The sequence below is a fragment of the Janthinobacterium sp. GW823-FHT03B06 genome (assembly GCF_058796955.1).
Genome location: NZ_JBXAJE010000001.1, coordinates 206,618 through 230,597, shown reverse-complemented (window position 1 = coordinate 230,597; position 23,980 = coordinate 206,618). Strand labels below are relative to the sequence as shown.

Annotated in this window: 17 protein-coding genes; 9 read left to right on the top strand and 8 right to left on the bottom strand. The window is 60.9% G+C overall.

The features are described 5' to 3' along the window. Positions 1–171: 171 nt before the first annotated feature. Positions 172–1,380 (top strand): MFS transporter, encoded by a 1,209-nt coding sequence (locus AC1RBA_RS01090; protein WP_492416106.1) that lies wholly within the window; start codon positions 172–174, stop codon positions 1,378–1,380. A gap of 12 nt (positions 1,381–1,392) precedes the next feature. Here AC1RBA_RS01090 and AC1RBA_RS01085 read toward each other — a convergent pair whose 3' ends face one another. From AC1RBA_RS01085 to AC1RBA_RS01075, 3 genes are all read right to left on the bottom strand, one after another. After that, a complete protein-coding gene (locus AC1RBA_RS01085) occupies positions 1,393–2,982 on the bottom strand; it encodes an aspartate:alanine exchanger family transporter (RefSeq protein WP_492416105.1) in 1,590 nt (529 codons plus the stop codon). A 245-nt stretch (positions 2,983–3,227) separates the two neighbouring features. Further along, positions 3,228–3,725, bottom strand: coding sequence for a hypothetical protein (locus tag AC1RBA_RS01080; RefSeq protein ID WP_492416103.1), 498 nt, complete (start codon positions 3,723–3,725; stop codon positions 3,228–3,230). A gap of 88 nt (positions 3,726–3,813) precedes the next feature. Continuing rightward, positions 3,814–5,301 (bottom strand): FAD-dependent oxidoreductase, encoded by a 1,488-nt coding sequence (locus tag AC1RBA_RS01075; RefSeq protein ID WP_492416102.1) that lies wholly within the window; start codon positions 5,299–5,301, stop codon positions 3,814–3,816. A 76-nt stretch (positions 5,302–5,377) separates the two neighbouring features. Here AC1RBA_RS01075 and AC1RBA_RS01070 point away from each other — a divergent pair, with 76 nt between their 5' ends. Continuing rightward, positions 5,378–6,034, top strand: coding sequence for a TetR/AcrR family transcriptional regulator C-terminal domain-containing protein (locus AC1RBA_RS01070; protein WP_121669858.1), 657 nt, complete (start codon positions 5,378–5,380; stop codon positions 6,032–6,034). A gap of 643 nt (positions 6,035–6,677) precedes the next feature. Here AC1RBA_RS01070 and metE read toward each other — a convergent pair. Together metE and alaC are read right to left on the bottom strand one after the other, a co-directional pair. Next, positions 6,678–8,966: a 5-methyltetrahydropteroyltriglutamate--homocysteine S-methyltransferase gene (metE, locus tag AC1RBA_RS01065; protein ID WP_492416100.1), complete on the bottom strand. Its 2,289-nt coding sequence runs from the start codon at positions 8,964–8,966 to the stop codon at positions 6,678–6,680. Positions 8,967–9,329: 363 nt separating this feature from the next. Beyond that, the gene (gene alaC, locus AC1RBA_RS01060; RefSeq protein ID WP_070291227.1) at positions 9,330–10,547 is read right to left on the bottom strand and encodes an alanine transaminase; all 1,218 of its coding nucleotides are present in this window, start codon (positions 10,545–10,547) and stop codon (positions 9,330–9,332) included. A 308-nt stretch (positions 10,548–10,855) separates the two neighbouring features. Between alaC and AC1RBA_RS01055 the strand changes: the two genes are divergently transcribed. Further along, entirely contained in the window at positions 10,856–11,539 is a 684-nt protein-coding gene (locus tag AC1RBA_RS01055; RefSeq protein ID WP_492416098.1) for a pentapeptide repeat-containing protein, read from the top strand. 334 nt (positions 11,540–11,873) lie between these two features. After that, positions 11,874–12,830: a hypothetical protein gene (locus AC1RBA_RS01050; RefSeq protein ID WP_492416097.1), complete on the top strand. Its 957-nt coding sequence runs from the start codon at positions 11,874–11,876 to the stop codon at positions 12,828–12,830. A 158-nt stretch (positions 12,831–12,988) separates the two neighbouring features. On the opposite strand, the gene AC1RBA_RS01045 is transcribed toward AC1RBA_RS01050, so the two are convergent. Further along, a complete protein-coding gene (locus AC1RBA_RS01045; RefSeq protein ID WP_492416095.1) occupies positions 12,989–14,203 on the bottom strand; it encodes an MFS transporter in 1,215 nt (404 codons plus the stop codon). Between the two features lie 120 nt (positions 14,204–14,323). Between AC1RBA_RS01045 and AC1RBA_RS01040 the strand changes: the two genes are divergently transcribed. Then, entirely contained in the window at positions 14,324–15,250 is a 927-nt protein-coding gene (locus AC1RBA_RS01040) for a LysR family transcriptional regulator (RefSeq protein WP_492416093.1), read from the top strand. Between the two features lie 198 nt (positions 15,251–15,448). On the opposite strand, the gene AC1RBA_RS01035 is transcribed toward AC1RBA_RS01040, so the two are convergent. Next, positions 15,449–17,716, bottom strand: coding sequence for a carboxy terminal-processing peptidase (locus AC1RBA_RS01035; protein WP_492416092.1), 2,268 nt, complete (start codon positions 17,714–17,716; stop codon positions 15,449–15,451). A 510-nt stretch (positions 17,717–18,226) separates the two neighbouring features. On the opposite strand from AC1RBA_RS01035, the gene AC1RBA_RS01030 reads away from it, so the two are divergent. Together AC1RBA_RS01030 and AC1RBA_RS01025 are read left to right on the top strand one after the other, a co-directional pair. Continuing rightward, a complete protein-coding gene (locus AC1RBA_RS01030) occupies positions 18,227–20,197 on the top strand; it encodes a methyl-accepting chemotaxis protein (RefSeq protein ID WP_492416091.1) in 1,971 nt (656 codons plus the stop codon). Between the two features lie 49 nt (positions 20,198–20,246). Beyond that, positions 20,247–20,519 (top strand): putative signal transducing protein, encoded by a 273-nt coding sequence (locus AC1RBA_RS01025; protein WP_492416089.1) that lies wholly within the window; start codon positions 20,247–20,249, stop codon positions 20,517–20,519. A gap of 9 nt (positions 20,520–20,528) precedes the next feature. Here AC1RBA_RS01025 and AC1RBA_RS01020 read toward each other — a convergent pair whose 3' ends face one another. Continuing rightward, the gene (locus AC1RBA_RS01020) at positions 20,529–21,077 is read right to left on the bottom strand and encodes a thymidine kinase (RefSeq protein WP_034755172.1); all 549 of its coding nucleotides are present in this window, start codon (positions 21,075–21,077) and stop codon (positions 20,529–20,531) included. Positions 21,078–21,368: 291 nt separating this feature from the next. Between AC1RBA_RS01020 and AC1RBA_RS01015 the strand changes: the two genes are divergently transcribed. Together AC1RBA_RS01015 and AC1RBA_RS01010 are read left to right on the top strand one after the other, a co-directional pair. Continuing rightward, complete coding sequence (locus tag AC1RBA_RS01015; protein WP_492416087.1) at positions 21,369–22,760, top strand: pyridoxal-phosphate dependent enzyme; 1,392 nt, start codon at positions 21,369–21,371, stop codon at positions 22,758–22,760. Next, positions 22,757–23,938, top strand: coding sequence for a trans-sulfuration enzyme family protein (locus AC1RBA_RS01010; protein ID WP_492416085.1), 1,182 nt, complete (start codon positions 22,757–22,759; stop codon positions 23,936–23,938). Before AC1RBA_RS01015 ends, AC1RBA_RS01010 begins: the two co-directional genes overlap by 4 nt. The last annotated feature ends 42 nt before the right edge of the window (positions 23,939–23,980 follow it).

Genomic DNA, 23,980 nt, shown 5'->3' with positions numbered 1-23,980 from the left:
ATTCATACGCGATGTATGTATTATCACTGGGACGCGTCTCCGCTGCAAGCATCGCATGCAGGGACCGATATCGATCCCCTTTGGCATCCGCTGCCACTGCATAGCAGCGGTCCGACGCCGCCTTTACCGGCACAAGCCGTTTATCGAATGATCAAATGAAGGATATGCACCATGAGTACGTCCCCCTACGCTGCCGCAGAAACGGCTGTCCGCCACCCGTGGCTGGCGGTCAGCGCTGTCGGCATGGCCACCTTTTCGGTCGTGACGACGGAAATGCTGCCGGTCGGCCTGTTGACGCCGATCGCTGACACCTTGGGCACCTCCACCGGAACCGCCGGGCTGATGATCTCGCTGCCGGCATTGCTGGCGGCCTTGTTCGCGCCGCTGGTCGTGATCGTCTCGGGAAACCTGGACCGGCGCACAATTCTCTGTGGCTTGCTCACTCTATTGTTGCTCGCAAACATAGCCTCGGCTCTGGCGCAGAACATGGCGTGGATGCTGGCGGCACGTGTTCTCGTCGGTTTTTGCATGGGCGGAATCTGGGCCATCGCCGGCGGTCTGGCGTCCCGGCTTGTTCCTGCCCGCTCGATCGGCCTGGCAACGTCGATTATCTTCGGTGGCGTGGCGGCCGCTTCCGTGCTGGGTGTGCCGCTAGGCGCACAAATCGGCGACGTTGCAGGATGGCGCTGGGCCTTCGGCGCCATGGCGCTGTTCAGCGGCCTGGTACTGGTGCTGCATCTGGCTGTCATTCCCGCCCTGCCCGCTGCCGGTTCGACGACCTTGCGCCAATTCGGCAAACAGCTGCACAACCGGCAGTTGCAGGCGGGGCTGCTCCTGACCCTGTTGCTTGTAACCAGCCATTTCACGGCCTTTACCTTCGTGCGCCCGCTGCTGCTGTCGATATCGGGGTTTAATGCGCAATGGCTGGGCACACTGCTGTTTTCCTATGGCTTCGCGGGCATCATTGGCAACTTCCTGGCCGGCGGCGTTGCGGCGCGGCGCGCAGCGCCAACCATCCTAGCCATCGCGGGCGGCCTGCTGCTCACGCCACTGCTGTTTCTGGCTGTCGGCGACTCCAGCATCGCTGGCGGCGTGGTCTTGCTGGCTTGGGGACTGGCCTACGGCGGCGTATCGGTCGGCCTGATGACCTTGATGCTGAAGGCGGCGCCCGGGGCCGTGGAGATCGTCGCCGCGCTGTATGTGGGAGTCTTCAATATCGGCATTGCGCTCGGGGCGTGGGCCGGCGGTCAAGCCGTGGACAGGCTGGGCCTCTCGGCCAACCTCTGGCTTGCCGCAGGTTTCGCCGCTGCTGCTTTGCTGCTGGCTTTTGGCATCAACTTTGTTAATGCCAACAAACAACTTGGCCCTGCACGAGATTGACTCTTGCCGCCATCAGCCATACAAATGCAGCAACACCTGCACGGCGACGATCTTGACGATGGTCATGCTGGGGAAAATCATCGCGTAGCCGAGGTTCGGGCGGTCCGACTTGGCGAGGCGGTTGGCGAACACCAGCACGGCCGGGTTGCCCGTGGCGCCGGCCGCGATACCGAGCAACTCGGGAAACGGCAGGCGCAGGAAGACCTTGCCCAAAATCACCACGAGGGCCACCACCACCAGCACCGTCACGGCACCGAGCGCCAGCATGGGCAAGCCGTCGGCGCCCACCTGCTGCACGAACGGCAAGCCGGAGGCCATGCCGACGGAGGCGAGGAAAATCGTCAAGCCATAGTTGCGCATGACCAAGTTGGCCGACAGCGGCAGGCGCCAGCTGATCTTGCCCACCCTGCCCAGCCGTCCCAGGATCAGCGCCATCACCAGCGGACCGCCGGCCAGGCCCAGGCTGAACGAGCCTATCCACGGCAACGGTATCGGCACCAGGCCCAGCAGCACGCCCAGCACCATGCCCATGCCCAACGAGACATAGCTGAACTCGGCCGTGGCCGTGATGGAATTGCCGAACAGCTTGCGCACGTCGGCCGCATGTTTGGCCGGCGCAATGGCCATCACCCTGTCGCCAAATTCCAGTGTCAGGAAAGGATGGGGCAAGATCATGGCGTCGCCACGGCGGATGAAGGCGATCTGCAGGGGAAAATCCTTCGCCAGGTTCAACTCTCCCAACGGTACGCCGACGATTTCCGCGTCCGAGACGAACACTTCCGTGCCGTCGAACGCGCTGCGGTCCTTCATCAGCCGTCCCGGGTCCAGGTGGCCCAGCGCCGTGCGCGCCGCCTCCACGCCCGCCACCGTGCCCGACACCATCAGCGCGTCGCCCACGCCGAGCACCAGCGAGGGATCGGGCAAGCGGTTCTGGTGACCCTGGCGCACGCCGATCACTTGCACGCCGGCCAGCGGACCGTCGGCCAGTTCGGACAGGGCCGCACCCGCCAGTTTCGCTTCGTCGATGGTAATTTCGGACACGACGATGGGGGCCGGCGGCGGCGTCAGCACGGGTTTTAATATGCGCCCGGCCAGGTACAGGCCCAGCATGGGGCCGACGACGCCGAACGGATACGCGACCGCATAGCCGACGGCCGCGTCGCCATTGCCGTGCGACGCTTCCAGCGCCGCCTGCAAGGCGGCCGTGCTGGTCATGGCGCCGGCAAACACGCCGCTGGCCATGCGCAGCGAGATATCGATCCACTGCCCGCCCCAGACGGAGACAGCCAGGCCGCCCATGACGGCGGCAAAAGCGATCAGATTGTGTTTTTGCCCCGCCCCGCGCAAGCCGGCGAAAAACTGCACGCCGTATTGCACGCCTATGCCATACAGAAACAGCAGCAGGCCGATGGAGCCGACCATGGCCGGCGGCACGGAACCGGGTGCAAATGCGCCCAGCGCCAGCCCCGCGAACAGCACGCCGCCCACGCCCAGCGAAAAGCCGAACACGCTGATGCGCCCCAGCGCATAACCGGCGCCGATGACGAGAAACAGGGCGAGGATGGGCGTGGACTCCAGCGTGTGGCGAAATAATTGAAGCATCGGGCAACCTTGGTCTGGGGAAGGCCTAGTTTAGCATGCACAAAAGCAACACGATGGCGATGATGACAAGCAAGCGTGCGCAGGTTTGCACCTTAAAAACGGGCAAAAAAAAAGCCCGCTGCGGGAGCGGGCTGAATCTAATTCCTGTGAGGAAGTAGAGGAGACAGGTGCAATGATGCCGCATCGCAGCATATCAATCCAATTGCATGTTGTGATGATAGAAATATGCTTTATCAATATCTCGTTCAGGCCGTGCCAAAAATGACGAGTTTTCGATGCGATCGTTGTTCACGCGTCACCAGCACGCGGGCTTGCCCCACGCTTACGCAAACCTGCGGCGCAAACCCCGCTGGCAAGGTCTGCGCATCGCGCGCGATGCGTGGCGGCTCATTGATCACGTCATAATCTGCACGCTTGAAAAACAGGTGCTCGATACCGGCACCGGCGTTTTCCGCTGGCTGCGGCTTGACGACGATGAGCGACCAGTTCTCGTCACCGAGAAACTGCTTTTGCTTCAGGAAGGCGTTGACCCTGTCCGCAGGCGGCGCCGAACCGGACAACTCGTTCTGATACAGCGCCAGCGGACACAGTAGCGTGCCGGGCGGCCACCCCATCTCAGGCAGCGCTGCGACCGTATCCGGCCGCAATAGGGCGAGATGGCGCTCAAGCGGATGCCGCTCGTCCGAGCAGGCGCCCAGCGCCATCAGCGCGAGCATGCCCGCGGCGCGAAACAAAGGCTGCATCAACTTGTCACCTTGTATGTTTATGGTTAAGCAAGCTTATATTAATGTGGTACTTACAGTGCATGCAGATTCGGCCTGACGATGGTTATCACGCGTTCCTTTTGATGCCCACAGCGTGATCCACGTAGCCGTCGGGACGTATGAGCAAGGCATGCGCGCCTGCCGGTGTTACTTGTGAGTCCGCAGGCACAGCTTTGATCGTATCGACCCATCGCATATCGAGCTCAGGCGTGTAGTTGCCACCCTCGCGATCCTCACTGGTCGTCAGTTGCAGCAGTAGCCAATGGCCACTCCGCAAAAAACTGAACAGCGAGGCTTGACCACCGTTATCCAGTTTTAACTGCCAGTCAGGCAGCCGCCGCCCTGTCCAATCGGGCAGCAGCGCCCATCCCTGCGGAACATCGACAACTGAGGTCGGGTATCGAATCCCGTAGCCGGACAAGTCATGCGCAAGCACTGCATTAAGAGCGGGAATTTTCATCAGCTCACTGAACGTCTCTCGCAGCGCCTGTCCCGGAGCATCAAACGAATTCATCATTAGTGCACTTTGCGCCAAGGTATTTTGGTACAGCGCGGCACCAACGGCATGACGCTCTTTGTGGTAGCTGTCTAGCAGCGACTCTGGCGCATGTCCGTTCACTACGCCCGCCAGCTTCCAGCCCAAGTTCATCGCGTCCTGCATGCCCACGTTCATACCCTGGCCGCCCGCAGGAAGGTGGATATGTGCGGCATCACCGACCAGCAGGATTCGATCTTTGCGGTAGACACTCGCCAGGCGGGTTTCATTCGAGAAGCGTGATAGCCACGTCGGTGCATGCAGACCAAAGTCCTGTCCCGCCACCCGTGTGGTCGAATCAGACAACTCTTCGAGCGTGACGGGCGTGGTCGCAGGCACATCAACTCGGCCGGTATCGATCACGATGACGCGGAACATACCACGACCTAAGGGAACGATCATTAATCCACCTGCCGCGTTGCCTACACTGAATCCCGGCGTAGACGGCGGTGCGCTCAGACGAACGTCGCCAAGCATGACAGTCTTCGTAGCCGGCAGACCATGGAAGGCGATGCCTGCGTGCTGGCGAACCAGACTGCGCGCGCCGTCTGCACCGACCACGTAGCTGCCAGAAATATCGAAAGGGGTGCTGTGCTGTTGCCCCATCACGGAAATGCCATCGGCCGTTTCGACAATGCGCTCCACCGTAGCATTCCTGCGCAATTCAACCCCTAGCTCAAGCGCCCATGTCTCCAGCAGTTGCTCGGTCACGCTCTGTGGGATGAACAGTGTGTAAGGATAGGTGGTGTCGATCACCGAAAAATCAAGTCGCGTCTTCAATCCCGCAAAATGCCCGCTGGGAATCTTTATGCCGTTCGCCAGAAAGCGCTCAGCCACGCCACGTTGGGCCAGCATCTCCACCGTCCTGCCGTGCATGGTTAGCGCGCGCGACTGCGCTATTGGCGCGTCACGGCGCTCTAGTACTGTGACGCGTATTCCTGCCAACCGCAATTCGCATGCCAGAGTTAAACCTACAGGGCCTGCACCTACTACGATCACATCCACATTTTCATTTTTCATTTGCACCTCAATCTAACATCGTTAGTTAAAAAATTTATGTTAATCTAACGTCGTTAGCCTGTCAAACAAGAAGTTTATGAAGATCCAACGTAAAGCCGTAATTGCCACCGCTTTGAACCTGCTGGACGAGGTAGGTATAGAGGGTCTTACAATGCGCCGTCTTGCCCAGGAACTGGACATCAAAGCAGCATCACTGTATTGGCACTTCGCCAATAAGCAGGCTTTGATGAATGGCATAGCCGACGCTTTGATTGAAGGGGTCGCGCATGGGCATCCGGACGAACTGTCCCCCTCGACTGCTTGGTTCAATGCGGTCAGCGTGACCGCACATGAGATTCGAAATGCGCTGCGCAAGCGGCGGGACGGTGCACGCGTATATGCTGGCACCTACGTCATCACCGACAACACACTTCGCGTTGCCGAGGCGTTGATCGGCCCTTTGTGTGAGGCTGGGGCCTCCACTCGGTTGGCGTCTTGGGGTGCCTTCAGCATCATCTATTACGTAATGGGCTTCGTGATGGAAGAGCAACCGCTGGCTGACCCTAGTGAAATATCGCTGGCCATCGCAACTCACCGTGACCAGTTTGAAGCTCTGGCGGCTAAGGGCTATCCACATGTTTTGGCAGCGGCAGCGGATTTATTCAACCCGGATTTTGATGCGCGATTTGACGCTGGCCTCGATCTGCTTATCACCGGCCTTCGCATGAGGATCGCAGAAAGTTCCCATGCTTGAACTAATTATTAACTTTTTTACTTCACACTTGCTCCGCGAACTTATGTCATACCCTTTGGAGGGTTATAGGTCGAGGAACACGATTTTTCTTCAAGGATTTATACTAAGCGAGCGAGCTGCATTGATTCTCACGTATTGCACGGCATGTCGCCCGGTCGAGCGATGCAGTATCTGGAGCCCTGGAATTCCTCGCCGTGGCGTTTTCAATACGAGGTGACGTATTAGCCACATCACGCGTTTTAAAGTCTGCTTTCGGCCGAAGCGGAAATTGCCTCTGAGGTATTGTCCGTACAGGTAAACCCATGCGAGGCGCCGCATCGAGACGATTTTCATGCCTCACATGGGTTGGTACGGAACCTTCGAGACATTGGCGCCCGATTGTCTAGACCCAAACGAGACGATGTCCATGGCCTTCGGGTGCTTGAACTTAAGCGATGCGGCCGTGGCAGCCCGCGCGATAAGGCGCAAGGGCAAAAAAAAGCCCGCTGCGGGAGCGGGCTGAATCTAATTCCTGTGAGGAAGTAGAGGAGACAGGTGCAATGATGCCGCATCGCAGCATAGCTATCCAATTGTATGTTGTGATGACAGAAATACGATTGCTCTATATCTCAGCCATAGGGGCCTCCCCCTGCCCCTGCGATTCCTATGCCACGTTGTCGGCACGCAAGGTTTTCGCTGCCGCCACCATGTTGGCCAGCGCGGGAATCACTTCTTTCCAGCCGCGCGTTTTGAGTCCGCAATCGGGGTTGACCCACAGGCGCTGCGCGGGAATGCGTTCGGCCGCCTTGCGCATCAGATTCACCATCTGTTCCTGGCTCGGAATATTGGGCGAGTGAATGTCGTAGACGCCGGGGCCGATGTCATTCGGATAATTGAACTCGTCAAAGGCGTCGAGCAATTCCATGTCGGAGCGCGAAGTTTCGATCGTGATGACGTCCGCATCCATGCCGGCGATCTGCGCGATGATGTCGTTGAATTCCGAATAGCACATATGCGTGTGGATCTGCGTTTCATCGGTCACGCCATTGGCCGTGATGCGGAACGATTCCACGGCCCAGCGTAGATACTCGGCCCAGTGCGACTTGCGCAGTGGCAAACCTTCGCGCAAGGCCGCCTCGTCGATCTGGATCACGCGGATGCCGGCCCGCTCCAGGTCCTGCACTTCGGCACGCATGGCCAGCGCCAGCTGGTGGCACGAGACGGAACGGGGCTGGTCGTCGCGCACGAAGGACCAGTTCAGGATGGTGACGGGCCCCGTCAGCATGCCTTTCATCGGCTTGTCCGTCAGCGACTGGGCGTAGGTGCTCCACTCGACCGTCATGGCGCGGGGGCGGCTGATGTCGCCAAACAAAATGGGCGGCTTGACGCAGCGCGAACCATACGATTGCACCCAGCCGAACTGGCTGAAGGCATAGCCGTCGAGCTGTTCGCCAAAGTATTCCACCATGTCATTGCGTTCCGCTTCGCCGTGCACGAACACGTCCAGGCCCAGGGTTTCCTGTTCCCTGACGCAACGGGCGATTTCCCCCTGCATCAGCTTTTTGTAGCTGGCTTCGTCCAGTTGGCCGTTGCGGAACTGGCTGCGCGTCTGGCGGATTTCCGCCGTCTGCGGGAAGGAGCCGATGGTCGTCGTCGGATACAGCGGCAGTTGCAGCAGCGCAGCTTGCTTGACGGCACGCTCGGCATAGCCGCTCAGGCGCTGGCCCAACGTCGCATCGATGCGCGCCAGGGCCGCTTTCACGTGCGGATTGTGCACGCGGGTCGACTGGCGGCGCGCTTGCACGGCCACAAGATTAGCATCGAGTGCCGCCTGCACGGAGGCGCGGCCCTGGTTCAGGGCGCCGGCGATGGTGTGCACTTCATCAAGCTTCTGGCGGGCAAAGGCCAGCCAGGACCGGATATCGTCATCGAGCTTTTGCTCGCTGTCCAGGTCGACAGGCACGTGCAGCAGCGAGCACGACGGGGCGATCCACAGGCGCGATTGCAGGCTGGCGTGCACGGGTTCCAGCCACGCCAGCACTTGCGTCAAATCCGTCTTCCAGATATTGCGGCCATTCACCACGCCCAGCGACAGCACGCTGGTGGCGGGCAATTGGGCGATCACTTGCTCCACTTCATCGCGGGCGTTGACGGCATCGAGGTGCAAGCCTTGCACGGGCAGCTTGCACGCCAGCGGCAAATTGTCTTGCAGCTTGCCGAAATACGTGGCCAGCAACAGTTTGACGTGCTTGACCTTGCTCAAGGCATCATAGGCCGTGACGAGGGCCTGCTGCCACGCGCCGTCGAGTTCCGTGACGAGTATCGGCTCATCGATCTGCACCCATTCCACGCCTTGCGCGGCCAGTTCCTGCAGCAATTGCACGTAGACGGGCAGCAAGCCTTGCAGCAGCGCCAGCTTGTCGGAATCATCCTTGGCCTTACCCAGCCACAAATAGGTGACGGGGCCGATCAGCACGGGTTTGGCTTTCACGCCGAGCTGGCGCGCTTGCGCCAGTTGCCGCAACAGGCGGCTGCTGTCTAGCTTGAATTGCGTCTCGGCCGAAAATTCCGGCACGATGTAGTGATAGTTGGTGTCGAACCATTTCGTCATTTCACCGGCGTGGACGCAGCTGCAATCGCTGTCGCTGGCCGAGCGGCCTCGGGCCACGCGGAAATAGTTGTCGAGCGCGGCGCCTTCCAGGCCGCGCACGCGCTGCGGCAGGTTGCCCAGCATAAAACTCAGGTCCAGCACCTGGTCATAAAAGGAAAAGTCGCCCACGGGCGCGAAGTCCAGCGCGCGCTGGTCTTGCCAGTGACGCTGGCGCAACTCAGCGCCCTGGCCTTCCAGCGCGTCCAGGCTGCTTTGGCCCTTCCAGTAGTCTTCCAGGGCGAATTTCAGTTCGCGTTTGGCGCCGATGCGCGGGTAGCCCAAATTGTGTGTCGTGACGGTCATGGCGGTTGCCTCCCAGTGAAGTGTGGGGTCATCATAGAGGCTTTCATCCATGAAAAATAATGGTAAAACTTCATACATCCATTATTAATATTCATGCATTAGCATGCTGAACGTATTCACGAGGCCGCGCCGCGCGGGGGCGGGCGCCTCGTTCGCCGCGCGTGCCGGCCGGTGCCCAGGACCAAAACGACAGGCAAAAAAAAAGCCCGCTGCGGGAGCGGGCTGAATCTATTTCCTTGGAGGAAGATAGAGGAGACAGATGAATGATGCCGCGTTGCAGCATATAAAACCACTTTATATTCGTGATGTCAGAAATACGCAGCAGTGATATTAGGGGCAACAGACAATTCCATGCGGAAACTTTTATGCTGTCGCTTCCGTCTTTCCGTCGCTGGAACGCAACATATTCTTGATGCCGCGCAAGGCTTGCCGCACGCGGGCCTCGTTTTCGATCAGGGCAAAGCGCACGTATTCATCGCCGTACTCGCCGAAACCGATGCCGGGCGACACGCTCACCTTGGCCTTTTGCAGCAGCAGCTTGGCAAATTCCAGCGAGCCCAGGTGACGGTAGGCTTCCGGGATATGCGCCCAGATATACATCGAGGCCTTCGGCTTTTCCACCATCCAGCCTGCTTCATGCAAACCTTTCACCAGCACGTCGCGGCGGCGCTGGTACTGCGCGCAGATTTCCGTCACGCAGCTCTGGTCGCCTTCCAGCGCGGCAATGGCCGCCACTTGCACGGGCGTAAAACTGCCATAGTCGTGGTAACTCTTGATGCGCGCCAGGGCCGCCACCAGTTCCGCATTGCCCACCATGAAGCCGATGCGCCAGCCCGCCATGTTGTAGCTTTTCGACATGGTGAAGAACTCGACGGCCACGTCGCGCGCCCCGGGCACCTGCATGATGGACGGCGCCTTCCAGCCATCGAAGGTGATGTCGGCGTACGCCAGGTCGTGCACAACGAGGATATTGTGCTGCTTCGCCAGCGCGACGACGCGCTCGAAAAACTCCAGTTCCACGCATTGCGCCGTGGGGTTGGACGGGAAACCCAGCACCATCATCTTAGGCTTCGGGTAGCTTTCGCGGATCGCGCGTTCCAGTTCGGCAAAGAAGTCCACGCCCGGCCCCATGCGCACGGAACGGATATCGGCGCCCGCGATGACGGCGCCCCAGATGTGGATCGGGTAGCTGGGGTTCGGCACCAGCACCGTGTCGCCCCGGTCCAGGGTCGCCAGCATCAAATGGGCCAGGCCCTCTTTCGAGCCGATGGTGACGATGGCTTCGCTGTCCGGGTCGATGTCGACCTCGTAGCGCTTCTTGTACCAGTGTGCAATCGCGCGGCGCAGCCGCGGAATGCCCTTGGACGCGGAATAGCCATGCGTGTCGGGGCGTTTCACCGTTTCGACCAGCTTGTCCACGATGTGGGCCGGCGTGGCGCCATCGGGATTACCCATCGACATGTCGATGATGTCCTCGCCACGGCGGCGCGCGGCCATCTTGAGTTCGGCGGTGATGTTGAAAACGTAGGGGGGAAGACGATTGATGCGCGAAAAGCTGCGCGGAGCTTGGCTGTCGGTCATGGTATCTCTATACGTAAGCGCCCGGATCCGTCCGAGCGACGTTGGTGCAATGAGTGCGCCTGCAACGATACTAACCCGGTTTATCCAGCACTGGCAAGGGTGCTGCAGAGTCGTTACAATGCAGGCTGATCGAAAATGAGCGCACCGGTTGGTAACCCGGTAAGTGCCCGGCACAGTCCGGCATGCTCCCGCCCACGCGGACCCACGGCGCTGACCCTTGGCTGTTACACCAGCCGGGGAGGTGTTCTGGTTCGTGCATTTTCCCGCCGCGCCATCCCTCCCCTGCTTTGATTAGGAATATAAAACGGATGGCAACACACGACACCGCAGTAACTGGCATGACCCTGGACCGCGCCGGCATCGAGCAGCAACTGGCCCTGCCGGTGCGCCACTTCATCGATTGCGCCTTCGATGGCGAAGACCTGTCGCGCCTCGACTTGCAGGGCTGTACGTTTGAACGCTGCACCTTTGCCGACACCAGCTTGTTCGCCAGCAAACTCGCGCGCAGCACCTGGCGCCGCTGCCGCGCCGGCAGCGCCGATTTCGAATCCGTCGACGCCGTCGACGCGAATTTCGAAGGCTGCGACCTGAACAACACGAAATGGCGGCGCGCCAAGCTGGCATCGGTCACCTACCGGGGCTGCAAGCTGACGGGCGCCTCGTTCGAGGAAGCGGCCCACCTGGGCTTGACCTTCGAAGACAGCCTGCTGGTGGGCGCCGACCTGCGCGGCTTTTCGTTCCGCAAGGCGATACTCAAACAGCTCGATTTTTCCGACGCCTACCTGGCCGGCTGCGACTTCCGCGACGCCGTTTTCGAAGGGGGCAGCTTGCGCAACGCCACCATCAAGCTGGCGAAGTTCCAGGGCGCGGACTTGCGCGGCGCCGATATCGACGGTTTCAAACTGAGCGAAGCTGCGCTGCTGAAAGGCGCTGTCATCACGCATGCGCAGGCGGCCAACTTCATGCGGGCGCTGGACCTGGTGGTGGTGTAAGCCTTGCCCCACAGCCGTTCTTCACAGCAAGCTTGCGGTAAAAGCGGGTTGCCGCAACCAAGGGTTCAGGGCTGGTGGCATTTTCCATGTCCATCGCCCACGCTGCGTCGCTCGCCAGTGGTTTTTCAGGCCCACACAATTTCTCACGCCACGCGATTCACCGCAGTCCATGCCAAATAATGCGTGCTATATTCCGCACGCAGGTTTCCATTTAAACATCCGCCGACGATACTGCCCAATAACAATGATGAAGATAATAAAAATAATCTTATTCATACTGCTGTGCATCCTGACATCCATCACTATTCCGCCAGCCGGAATAATCTTTAGTTTCATGGCGCTGCGTGAAAACAAGGAGAGCATCAGAAGATTCATCGTCAAGATATCACCCGACACCGAAAAAATCATCCCTGCGCTGATCGAAAGATATAACGATCCCAAGACCATTCTTTCACTTGTTATTTTTTCCATTGCCACGATAGGCGGCCTGATCCTCCTGATCTCGCACCTGCATATCCAGGAAACAGAGGATTATGTAAATTACATCCTCGAACAGGTGGCGCTCACAGGCATTCTCGTCGTTGGGGTGTCAGGCATTGCATGGGTACTCTTTTCGCTGAATTCCGTTTTTGCAAGCCTGCTGGCAAAAGTGGGGGTTTCCCTGGCGGTGTCTGCCTGCGTGATTTTTTCGCGCCTGAGCGCTGTCGATTTTTTTGCGGCCAATTTTCCTTTTCCGCCGTCCTACCTGCCCTTTTCGTTTGGCCTCGCCACCCTGATATTTGCCTTCTCGTTCAGCGCCTTTGCCTATGCTGTGCTGGCAATCATTTTTGAGGTCATTTTCCTGTTGTTCTTGTTTATTTTCGATTTCAAGACCAATAAAAAAACCACTTACTTCCTCTTTGCAATCTCCATTGCTGGCTTTATCGGAAGTTATTCGGCGGCCCAGGCCATGATCCAGGGCATATCAAACAAGGGGCCACTGTTCATGATCAAGGCCGCTGAACGGTATGACTTCACTACCAATCATATGTGCCAGGTGCAGGAGGGCGAAACTGTCCTCTTCATTGACAATGTAGCGGATCGCGCGATTGCAGCGACTTTCCCGCCGCCCCCGCAAGGCGAAAAAATTTCCCCTCGAAATATCTCTGACGCCACATTAAAAAGCTATCTGCCGACACATTTCCGCACCGTGCATTGCAACCAGCTAGCCGAAGCACAAAAGGAAGCTGGCTGGTGCGGCAGTCCCCAACGTTATGGCTATTGTGATGCCGATGGCAAACTGCGCAAATAAAGAGGCAAAAAAAAGCCCGCTATGTAAGCGGGCTGAATCTATTTCCTTGGAGGAGATAGAGGAGACAAGTGCATCTTGCGGCATCGCGGCATATCACGCCACTTTATATTCATGATGATAGAAATATCCATCAGTGATAATGAGATGCCATCAGGGTTTCAAGCCGTGCGGCGCGTGCCCAAGGGTAAAAATTCTGCCAGCCACACCAGCAGGGCCAGGCCCGGAAACGCCATGCCGGTCAGCAAGGTTGCCTGCCAGCCATAGCTGGCATACACCCAGGCGCCGACGGCCGAGCCGGCCGCGCCGCCGGCGAAGAACAGCGCGAAATACAGGCCGTTCAAACGGCCCCGCACTTCCGCGCCCAGGCTGAAGATGGCGCGCTGGCCCAGTACCAGGTTGGCCGCCACGCCCATGTCGAGCACGATGGATGCCACCACCAGCAAGCCCAGCGCCACATGTGTCGATTCCGGGGCGAACATGGGTAAGGCAAACGCGGCGATGCCCAGCGCCAGCGCAGCAGCCGTGGCGGGCAAAGTGTGGCCAGCATCGGCCAGGCGGCCCGCGATGGGCGAGGCGACGGCACCCGCCATGCCCACCAGGGCAAAGATGGCGATGCCCGTTTGCGACAGGCCGAACGCGGGGCTGGCCAGCACCAGCGGCGTGACGGTCCAGAACAGGCTGAAGGCGCCAAACAAACCCGCGTGATAGGCGGCGCGGCGGCGCAGCACGGGCGTGCCCAGCAGCAAGTGCCACAGTGAGGCCATCAGGGCTGGATATTTCATGCTCGACACGGGTTGGCGCACGGGCAAGGCGCGGCGCAGCACCAGCGCCAGCAATACCATCAGCACGGCGGCGCCGCCAAACACCACGTGCCAGCTGGCGTGCGCGGCCACCAGCGACGCCACAGGACGGGCCAGCATGATGCCCAGCAACAAGCCGCTGACCACCTTGCCCACGGTTTGCCCCCGCGTCGCTTCCTGCGACAGGTGGGCGGCAAACGGCACGATCACTTGCGCCGCCACGGAACCGAGGCCGATGGCCAGGGCGGCGGCCAGGAAGACGATGGCGCCCGTGGAGAGGGCCGCCACCACAAGGGCCGTGGCCGTCACCAGCAAGGCCGTGACGATCAGGCGGCGGTTTTCCAGCAAGTCGCCCAGGGGCACGACAAACAGCAGGCCCAGGGTATAGCCGACTTGCGTCAGCGTGACGATCAGCCCGGCCGCCTTGGCGGACAGGCCCGTCGACGCGCTGATGGGGCCGACGAGGGTTTGCGCGTAATACAGATTGGCGACGATGAGGCCGGAAGCGATGGCCAGCAACAGCACCATGGCCGGTGCAATGTCGTGGGGAGCGGAAGGTGAGGCCTTGTTCATGTTGTTTCCTCGGTTCGATAGGGATGTCGCCATTCTAGGGAAAACTATGGCAAAGATAATCAGGGCATAATCCACTTATACTTTTCACATAAAATGAACAATGAGAATGGAAGATATCCTATGGACAAGATCAAGGCCATGCAAACCTTCGTGCGCATAGTCGAAGCCAACAGCTTTTCCAAGGCGGCCGAGACCCTGAATTTGCCCCGTGCCGCGCTGACGGCCACCCTGCAAAAGCTGGAAGCCTACCTGGGCACGCAATTGCTGCAGCGAACCACGCGCCGCTTGTCGCTGACGCCGGAAGGGGCCGAATACTTTCGCCATTGCATTGATATTTTGAAAGCCGTCGACACGGCGGAACTGGCATTTCGTGGTCCCGACGCGACAAAACCGCGCGGCTTGCTGCGCATCAACCTGCCCAGTACGGTGGGCCGCAGGTTGGTCGTGCCGCATATCGCGCACTTCCACGCCGCCTGGCCGGACGTGCAATTGCAGCTGAGCCTGACGGATCGCCTGGTCGACCTGACGCAGGAAGGCATCGATTGCGCCTTGCGCGTGGGCACCTTGCAGGATTCCGCGTTCATCGGCAAGCAGGTCGGCCTGATGCACTTCGTTACGTGCGCTGCGCCCGCCTACCTGGCGCGGCACGGCACGCCGCAGACCCTGGCCGACCTGGCCACGCACCAGGGCATCATGCATTACTCGGGCCGCACGGGACGCGCCTTCGACTGGGATTTCCAGCAAGGCAAGGAAGTGCTGCGCGTACAGATGGCCGGCCCCATCGCCGTCAACGATGCGGACGCCAGCGTCGATTGCGCGCTGCAAGGCCTGGGACTGGCGCAGGCGGCCGTGTACCAGGTACGCCAGCATCTCGACAGCGGCGCCCTGGTGGCCGTGCTGGCCGATCATCCGCCTACGCCGATGCCCATGTCGCTGCTGACGCCGCAAGGCCGCCTGGCCACGCCCAAGCTGCAGGCGTTTGCTGGCTGGATCACGGCCCTGCTGGCGGCCCAGCCCGACGTGCAAGCGCCCACGCACAGAATCTGAGGCAAAAAAAAGCCCGCTGCGAGAGCGGGCTGAATCTATTTTCTTGGAGGAGAATAGAGGAGACAAGTGCATTATGCTGCATCGCGGCATATCGATCCAATTGATTGTTGGAATGATAGAAATACGCCAAACGGATAACTGATCGGGGCGAAAAAAAACCGGCTCCGCAAGGAACCGGTTTTCTAGTGCATGAAAGCCTTACTTCGCTGCCGTCACCGGCGTCGCCTTGCCATCCGCGCCATATGGCAAGACCTTGGCCGCCATGCGGGTATCGGCCTTGATCAGCGCCACTTCGTCGGCCAGGATGCGCGCCGCTTCGTTCAGCAGCACGTCCTTGGCGCTCTTGGCGGCCGTTTCGGCGTCCAGTTCCGCACTCAGCGCGCGCTCGTCGCCCTGCAAGCCGTCGTCGGTGCGCAAGGCGCCCTTCACGGCGGCAATCTGCTTGGCCGTCTTGTTGGCCGCCTTCGCGCCCTTCAGCACGTCTTTCGGATCGGGAATCACCACCAGGTCGTCGGCAGGATTCGAAATCTGCGCGATCAGGCGTTTTTCACGGGCCTTGGCGCGCGCTTCCTGGGCATCGCGCTCCTTGCGGCGCACGGTTTCATTGAGCGAAATCTGGTTTTCCTTGCGCTGCTTGACGACGAGAGCGATGTCATCGAGCAAGTACTGGAAATCCTTGTCCTTGGCCACGCGCGCTTCATGCTTCTTGTCCAGCAGCGGCACGATATCCTTCAGGTCGCCCGTCGGCATGTACGGCGCCGGCTTGATGGCCACCCATGGCAGGGCATTGTCATAGCTCGATTCACCGAAATTTTCCGTGTCCGACATGGCCGGCAGCTTGATGTCGGGCGTGACGCCGCGCAACTGCGTGGTGCCGCCGTTGATGCGGAAGAACTGGGCGATGGTCATTTTCAGCTCGCCGAAACGGGCTTTCTCGCTGCCGCCGAAACGGTCGAGGTTGAACAGGGTCTGCACGGTGCCCTTGCCGAAGCTGCCTTCGCCGATGATGACGCCTCGGCCGTAATCTTGCACGGCGGCGGCGAAAATTTCGGAAGCGGAGGCGGAGCCGCGGTTGATCAGCACGCCCATCGGGCCATCCCAGGCCAGGCCGGAATTGGTGTCGCTTTCCACGTCGACCTTGCCTTCGGCATTGCGCTGCATCACGACCGGGCCCTTGTCGATGAACAGGCCCGTCAGTTCGACGGCTTCGTTCAGCGAACCGCCGCCGTTGTTGCGCAAGTCGATCAGGACGTTGTCGACCTTGTCCTTCTTCAACTCGGCCAGCAAACGGCTGACGTCGCGCGTCGCGCTTTTAAAGTCCTTGTCGCCACGGCGGCGCGCTTCGAAGTCCTGGTAGAACGTCGGCAGGGCGATGACGCCGATGCGGCGCTTGACGCCGTTCTCGCGCACTTCGATGATCGATTTCTTCGCCGCCTGCTCTTCCATGCTGATTTTCTTGCGCACCAGCGGCAAGACGACGTGCTTGGCATCGGGGCCGGCATCGGCCGGCAGGATGTCGAGGCGCACGACGGAATCCTTGGCGCCGCGGATCAGCTGCACCACGTCGTCGATGCGCATGCCCAGCACTTCGGTGATGGGGCCGCTTTCGCCCTGCCCCACGCCGACGATGCGGTCGCCCACTTTCAGCTTGCCCGACAGGCCGGCCGGGCTGCCTGGCACCACTTCGCGCACCACCGTGTATTCGTCGCGCGTCTGCAGCACGGCGCCGATGCCTTCGAGCGACAGGCGCATGGCGATGTCGAAGTTATCCGAAGCGCGCGGGCCCAGGTAATTGGTGTGCGGCTCGATCGACATGGCGTACGAATTCATAAAGATCTGGAACACGTCTTCGCTGTTGAGCTTGCGCGAACGGGTCGTGTAGCTTTCATAGCGCTTGTCCAGCGTCTCGCGGATGGCCTTGTCTTCCTTGCCCGCCAGTTTCAGGCGCAGCCAGTCGTTCTTGACGCGCTTGCGCCACAGGTCGCGCACTTCCTCGTCGTTCTTCGGCCAGGCGGCCTTTTCGCGGTCGAGCTGGTAGCTCTCGTCGGCGGTAAAGTCGAACTTGGTTTTCAGCAATTCACGCGCATACGCCATGCGCTCGTCGAAACGCTGCTGGTACAGGTTGTAGATGGCAAACGGCGCCGTCAGGTCTTCATTGATGATGGCGTCGTCGAGCTTGGTGCGCAAGGGAGCGAAGCGGTCGATGTCGGCCTGCACGAAGAACAGTTTTTCTGCGTCCAGGGATTTGAAATAGCGGTCGAAGATTTTCTCCGACATGGCGTCGTCGAGCGGCATGGCCTTGTAATGGACGCGCGTCAATACGCGCGATGCCCACAAGGCGGCCTGCGTTTGCTGGGCCAGCGGCTTCATGGTGAGCGGAGGAGCGGCGCTCTTGTCCGTCTGGGCTGCGCCAGCGTGGGCTGACAGGGCGAGCACCAGGGTGACCAGCATCATTTGCTTCTTCATCGGCTTCTCCGAAAATTTAGTTAAATCAATTCCAGGCGGCGCAGAGATGCATGCGCCAGCCAGCAAGACAGTAAGGGGATACACGACTGGTCTGCATATTATTCTACAGGATACGGCCTGGCAGTCTCCCAAGGAAGATCAGTTTCTTCCTGGAAGCTTAAACGCGGATTAAAGGCGGCGTCTCAAGAGAAACATTCGTGAGAAAAATCGCATCATTCAGCAGCGATGAATATCAACATGCGCCACTGGAATGAAAAAAGTCAATAGATTGAAGCGGCAATCCTTGATCTCAATGATGTTTTTATGTGAAAAAGTGATTCCTGCGGGAAACACTTAGTAACAAATGGCAAGCAACATGCTATCATCGCGCCCTGAAATACAGCTTGCCTGCGCGCCGCTCCCACAGCCGGCGCGCTTTCGTTTCAACAGTGTCCCCACCAGATCCCCTCCCCGCGTGTCATGTCATGACCTGGAATGGCCGAGCTGATTACCCTTTGCCAGACTCACACTATGCCTACAATTTCCTTCTCCCCCCGCCATTGGAGTGTCGGCGGCAAGATTACCGTCTTCACGTTTGCCCTCGTCAGCCTGATCCTCGCCAGCCTGACTGCCTTGATGAGTATCAATACCTCGCGCGTGCTGGAACAGCGTGCCGAAGCGGCCGTCACCAGCGAACTCAATAGCGTCATGACGACCACGCAAGTCTTCCATACGGCCATGGTCAACGAAGCGGCCAGCTTTGCGCGCCTGTTCGCGGCCGAATTTCCCGGCCCGTTCACCGTCGACGCGGGCGCCATGGTGGCCGTGGCCGGCAAGGCCACGCCGGCCCTGGCCAACGGCGGCAAGGTGCTCAACCTCGATACGGCCCTGGTCGACCGCTACACGGCGCAGACGGGCGTGATCGCCACCATCTTTGCCGCCAACGGCGATGAATTCGTGCGCATCAGCACGTCGCTGAAAAAGCAGGATGGCGAACGCGCCATCGGCACCCAGCTCGACCACAACCACCCCAGCTACGCGCCGCTGCGTGCGGGCCAGCGTTTCGTCGGCATGGCCACCTTGTTTGGCAAGCAATACATTACGCAATACGACCCCGTGCGCGACGCGGCAGGCAAAGTGGTGGGCGTGCTGTTCATCGGCCTCGATATCAGCAAGAATCTGGCCATGCTGAAAGAGAAGATTCGCCAGGTCAAGATCGGCCAGACGGGCTACATCTACATCGTCGACACGGCTCCCGGCGCCAATTACGGCCACCTGGTGCTGCACCCGAACAGCGAAGGCAAGAGCGCGCTCGAATTCAAGGCCAGCGACGGCCGGATGTTCATCCAGGAAATGCTGGCGCAAAAAGACGGCGCCATGCGCTATACGTGGACGGCGCCCGGCGAAACGGCTGCCAGCGCGCGCGAAAAACAGTTGTACTACCGTCAATTCAAGGATTGGCAATGGATCATCGCGGGCGGCACGTTCACGGACGAAATCACCTTGGAAGCGCGCCAGCTGCGCAACCAGCTGGCCATTTCCGGCTTCGTCGCCCTGCTCGTCTTCGCCCTGCTGCTGTACTGGCTGGTGCGCACCCTCGTCTCGCGCCCGCTGGCCGCCGCCGAAACGGCCGCTGCGCAAATCGCCGCCGGCGACCTGACGGTGCACCTCGATACGACCAGCCTGGACGAGATCGGCCGCCTGCTGCGCGCCATGAACCGCATCAGCGACAACCTGTCGCAAGTGGTCGGCAACGTGCGCGGCAGCGCCGGGCAAATCGCCACGGCGTCCGGTGAAATCGCCAGCGGCAACCTGGATTTGTCGAGCCGCACGGAACAGCAAGCCAGTTCGCTGGAAGAAACAGCCGCCTCGATGGAGGAACTGAGCTCCACCGTGCGCCAGAACGTCGATCACGCGCAGCAAGCGAGCAAACTGGCGCATGAATCGTCGAGCCTGGCAGCCGAAGGCGGCGCCGCCGTGGCGCAGGTGGCCAGCACCATGGACGCCATCCGCAGCTCATCTGGCAAGATCGCCGACATCATCGGCGTCATCGACGGCATCGCCTTCCAGACGAATATCCTGGCCTTGAACGCGGCCGTGGAAGCGGCCCGCGCCGGCGAACAGGGACGGGGTTTCGCCGTCGTCGCCACCGAGGTGCGCACGCTGGCACAGCGTTCGACGGCCGCCGCGAAAGACATCAAGGACCTGATCCAGGCATCGGCCGGCACGGTGGACCTGGGCCACGCCCAGGTGAGCCAGGCCAGCGCCACCATGGACACCGTGGTGGCCAGCGTCCAGCAAGTGAGCACCATCATGGCCGAGATCGCGCAGGCGAGCGAAGAGCAGCGCAGCGGCATCGAGCAGGTCAACCAGGCCATCGCCCAGATGGACCAGGTGACCCAGCAGAATGCGGCCCTGGTGGAAGAAGCGGCCGCGGCCGCCGACGCCCTGCAGGAGCAGGCGCATGAGCTGAACCAGGTGGTGAGCGTGTTCAAGCTGTAAAAGCGGGCGCGGTGCTAAGATGGCGCATACCACCTTGCCAGGAGACACGATGCACGACGACTATGTTTTGATTGCCCGGCTGATGATCCCCACAGATGCGCACGTCATCCGCGGCTGCCTGGCAGCGGCCGGCATCGACGTGCTGCTGACGGATGACCAGCACATGCAGGCCGACATGCTGCTGGCAGCCGCCATCGGCGGCGCCCGCGTCATGGTGCGCGAACACGACGTGGCGCGCGCCAAGGACATCCTCGCCGCGTTCGAACGGGGCGATCTGGCGCTGTCCGACGATGCGGACGTGGGCGTGCCCGTCGCCGAATAAGGAATTAGCTTAGGAGTAGAAACAGCGCCCGCAAGCCTGGCGGTAACTCTCGTTGCCGCCTATGCTGATCTGCTCGCCTTCCTTGATGCGGCGGCCCTGCTCGTCCACGCGGATGTTCATCGTGGCCTTCTTGCCGCAAGTACAAATATTCTTCAATTCCTCGATATCATCGGCCAGCGCCAGCAAATAGGCCGAGCCGGGGAACGGTTCGCCCTTGAAATCCGTGCGCAAGCCGTAACAGATGACAGGCACGCCCTTCACTTGCGCCAGCTGGTGCAATTGCTGCACCTGGGCCGTGCTGAGAAATTGCGCTTCGTCAACCAGCAGGCAGGCCACCTGGGGAATATCGTCGAGGAAATTCGTGTCGGCATGGAAGATATCGACCTGGCGCTGCGGGCCCAGGCGCGAGGTGACCCGGCCCACGCCATAGCGGCTGTCGATGGCGGCCGTGTACAGGCGCACCTGCTGGCCCTGCTCTTCATAGTTGTGCGCGACCTGCAACAAGGCCGTCGACTTGCCCGCGTTCATCGCGGAATACCGGAAATAAAGTTTTGCCACCGCCGCCTGCCCTGTCTGGTTGATTTTCAATACTATTTAGTATCTTTTCGAGGCGTGATTATAAATCGCAATGGCGGGCTTGCGGCAGCTTAATAGTCCTGCCTGTGGTGCGGCAAGCGGGCGAAAAACGGCGCATACTCGCATCGCGCACCTTGCCGCCGATATGCGCAGCGCGCATATGCAAGTATATAAACATTCGTTCGCCGCACTCATCCACCCGCCTACACTGCGCGGCACGGAAGGCGGCTCGGGACACGATCCTGAGCGGCTGTTTCTCTGACAGGAGCCACCATGAATGATCGAATGCCATCCCCCTCCCAGCCGCCAGCGCTATACAAGCTGATCGGCAACACTCCGCTGGTCGAAGTCACCAGGCTCGATACGGGCCCGTGCCAGCTGTTCCTGAAACTGGAGTCGCAAAATCCCGGCGGTTCCATCAAGGACCGCATCGGCCTGTCCATCATCGAAGCGGCCGAAGCCGACGGCCGCTTGCAGCCGGGCGGCACCATCGTCGAGGCCACGGCTGGCAACACGGGCATCGGCCTGGCCCTCGTCGGCCGCATCAAGGGCTACCGCGTGATTCTCGTCGTGCCCGACAAGATGTCGACGGAAAAAGTGCTGCATCTGAAGGCGCTGGGCGCCGAAGTGCACACCACGCGCTCGGACGTGGGCAAGGGCCACCCCGAGTACTACCAGGATTATGCGGCGCGCCTGGCGCGCGAACTGCCGGGCGCCTTCTTCGCCGACCAGTTCAACAATCCCGCCAACCCGCTGGCCCACGAAACGACGACGGCGCCCGAAATCTGGGAGCAAACTGGCCATGACGTCGACGCCATCGTCGTCGGCGTCGGTTCGTCCGGCACCCTGACGGGCCTGACGCGCTACTTCCGCAAGACGCAGCCCAAGCTGGAATTCGTGCTGGCCGACCCGCAAGGCTCCATCCTCACGGAATACATCGACACGGGCAAAGTGAGCGACACGAGCGGCTCGTGGGCCGTGGAAGGCATCGGCGAAGATTTCATCCCGTCGATTGCCGACATGGACAGCGTGAAAAGAGCCTACACCATCAGCGACCAGGAGAGTTTTGATTCCGCGCGCGCGCTGCTGCGTGCGGAAGGCATTTTAGGCGGCTCGTCCACCGGCACCCTGCTGGCCGCCGCCCTTAAATACTGCCGCGAACAGACTAGCCCGAAGCGCGTCGTCACGTTTGTCTGCGACACGGGGACGCGCTACCTGTCGAAGGTCTACAACGACGGCTGGATGCGCGACCAGGGCCTGTTGCAGCGCGCGCTCTCGGGCGACTTGCGCGACCTGATCGGACGCCGTTACGACGAGGGCGACGTCGTCAGCGTGGCGCCCGGCGACACCCTGCTCACGGCCTTCAACCGCATGCGCGCCAGCGACCTGGCGCAACTGCCCGTCATCGACGGCGGCCAACTGGTCGGCATTATCGACGAATCGGACTTGCTGCTGCATGTGTCGAGCGACGCCGCCCATTTCGCAGGTCTGGTGGGCGCCACCATGACGACGCAGATCGAAACCCTGGCGCCATCGAGCGGCTTGCCCGCCCTGCGCGCCACCCTGGACCGGGGCTTGACGGCCGTCGTCGCCGACGATACCGGCTTCTATGGCTTGATCACCCGCTTCGACCTTCTCAACCACTTACGCAGGACTTTATCTTGAGCCAAGAAACCACCCGCAAGCGCCATCTGGCCACCCGCGTCATCCACGCCGGCCAGTCGCCCGACCCGTCGACGGGCGCCATCATGCCGCCCATTTACGCCACCTCCACCTTCGTGCAGGACAGCCCCGGCGTGCACAAGGGCCTCGATTACGGCCGCTCGCACAATCCCACGCGCTGGGCGCTCGAGCGCTGCGTGGCCGACCTGGAAGGCGGCAGCGCGGCGTTCGCGTTCGCTTCGGGCCTGGCCGCCATTTCGTCCGTGCTGGAACTGCTGGACGCGGGCAGCCACATCGTCGCCGGCGACGACATGTACGGCGGCACGTATCGACTGTTCGAGCGCGTGCGCCGGCGTTCGGCCGGCCACGCATTCACGTACGTCGACCTGACGAATCCCGAGAACCTGCTGGCCGCGCTGCGCCCGGAAACGAAGATGGTGTGGGTGGAAACGCCCACGAACCCCATGCTGAAACTGGCCGACTTGCGGGCGATCGCCGACATCTGCCGCGAGCGGGGCATCATCGCCGTGGCCGACAACACGTTTGCCAGTCCGCTGGTGCAGCGCCCCCTGGAACACGGCTTCGACATCGTCGTGCATTCGACCACCAAGTATTTGAACGGCCACTCGGACATCATCGGCGGCATCGCCATCGTCGGCGCGGAAGAACGCCAGGCGGAATGGCGCGAGCAGCTGGGCTTTTTGCAGAATTCAGTGGGGGCGATTGCCGGGCCGTTCGACAGCTTTCTGGCCTTGCGCGGCGTGAAAACCCTGGCCATCCGCATGCAGCGCCATTGCGCAAGCGCCCTGGCCCTGGCGCAGTGGCTGGAGCAGCAAAAGGAAGTGAAAACCGTGTTTTATCCGGGCCTGGCATCGCACCCGCAGCATGCGCTGGCGCAGCGCCAGATGAATGGTTTCGGCGGCATCATCTCGATCGACCTCGACACCGACCTGGCTGGCGCGCGGCGCTTCCTCGAGCGCTGCGAAGTATTTGCCCTGGCCGAAAGCCTGGGCGGCGTGGAAAGCCTGATCGAGCACCCGGCCCTGATGACGCATGCCAGCATTCCCGCCGAACAGCGGGCAAAACTGGGCATCGGCGACGGCTTGATCCGCCTGTCGGTGGGGATCGAGGATATCGAGGATTTGCGCCATGATCTGCGCACGGCGCTGGACGCGATTTGAGGGGAGAGGTGTCGGATTACGCTGCGCTAATCCGACCTACGC

Coding starts and splice junctions, on each gene's coding strand:
- alaC (WP_070291227.1), bottom strand. CDS start 10,547: ATGACCGACAGCCAAGCTCCGCGCAGCTTTTCGCGCATCAATCGTCTT.
- metE (WP_492416100.1), bottom strand. CDS start 8,966: ATGACCGTCACGACACACAATTTGGGCTACCCGCGCATCGGCGCCAAA.
- AC1RBA_RS01045 (WP_492416095.1), bottom strand. CDS start 14,203: ATGAACAAGGCCTCACCTTCCGCTCCCCACGACATTGCACCGGCCATG.
- AC1RBA_RS01080 (WP_492416103.1), bottom strand. CDS start 3,725: ATGCAGCCTTTGTTTCGCGCCGCGGGCATGCTCGCGCTGATGGCGCTG.
- AC1RBA_RS01025 (WP_492416089.1), top strand. CDS start 20,247: ATGCACGACGACTATGTTTTGATTGCCCGGCTGATGATCCCCACAGAT.
- AC1RBA_RS01090 (WP_492416106.1), top strand. CDS start 172: ATGAGTACGTCCCCCTACGCTGCCGCAGAAACGGCTGTCCGCCACCCG.
- AC1RBA_RS01070 (WP_121669858.1), top strand. CDS start 5,378: ATGAAGATCCAACGTAAAGCCGTAATTGCCACCGCTTTGAACCTGCTG.
- AC1RBA_RS01075 (WP_492416102.1), bottom strand. CDS start 5,301: ATGAAAAATGAAAATGTGGATGTGATCGTAGTAGGTGCAGGCCCTGTA.
- AC1RBA_RS01040 (WP_492416093.1), top strand. CDS start 14,324: ATGGACAAGATCAAGGCCATGCAAACCTTCGTGCGCATAGTCGAAGCC.
- AC1RBA_RS01035 (WP_492416092.1), bottom strand. CDS start 17,716: ATGAAGAAGCAAATGATGCTGGTCACCCTGGTGCTCGCCCTGTCAGCC.
- AC1RBA_RS01085 (WP_492416105.1), bottom strand. CDS start 2,982: ATGCTTCAATTATTTCGCCACACGCTGGAGTCCACGCCCATCCTCGCC.
- AC1RBA_RS01015 (WP_492416087.1), top strand. CDS start 21,369: ATGAATGATCGAATGCCATCCCCCTCCCAGCCGCCAGCGCTATACAAG.
- AC1RBA_RS01050 (WP_492416097.1), top strand. CDS start 11,874: ATGGCGCTGCGTGAAAACAAGGAGAGCATCAGAAGATTCATCGTCAAG.
- AC1RBA_RS01030 (WP_492416091.1), top strand. CDS start 18,227: ATGCCTACAATTTCCTTCTCCCCCCGCCATTGGAGTGTCGGCGGCAAG.
- AC1RBA_RS01055 (WP_492416098.1), top strand. CDS start 10,856: ATGGCAACACACGACACCGCAGTAACTGGCATGACCCTGGACCGCGCC.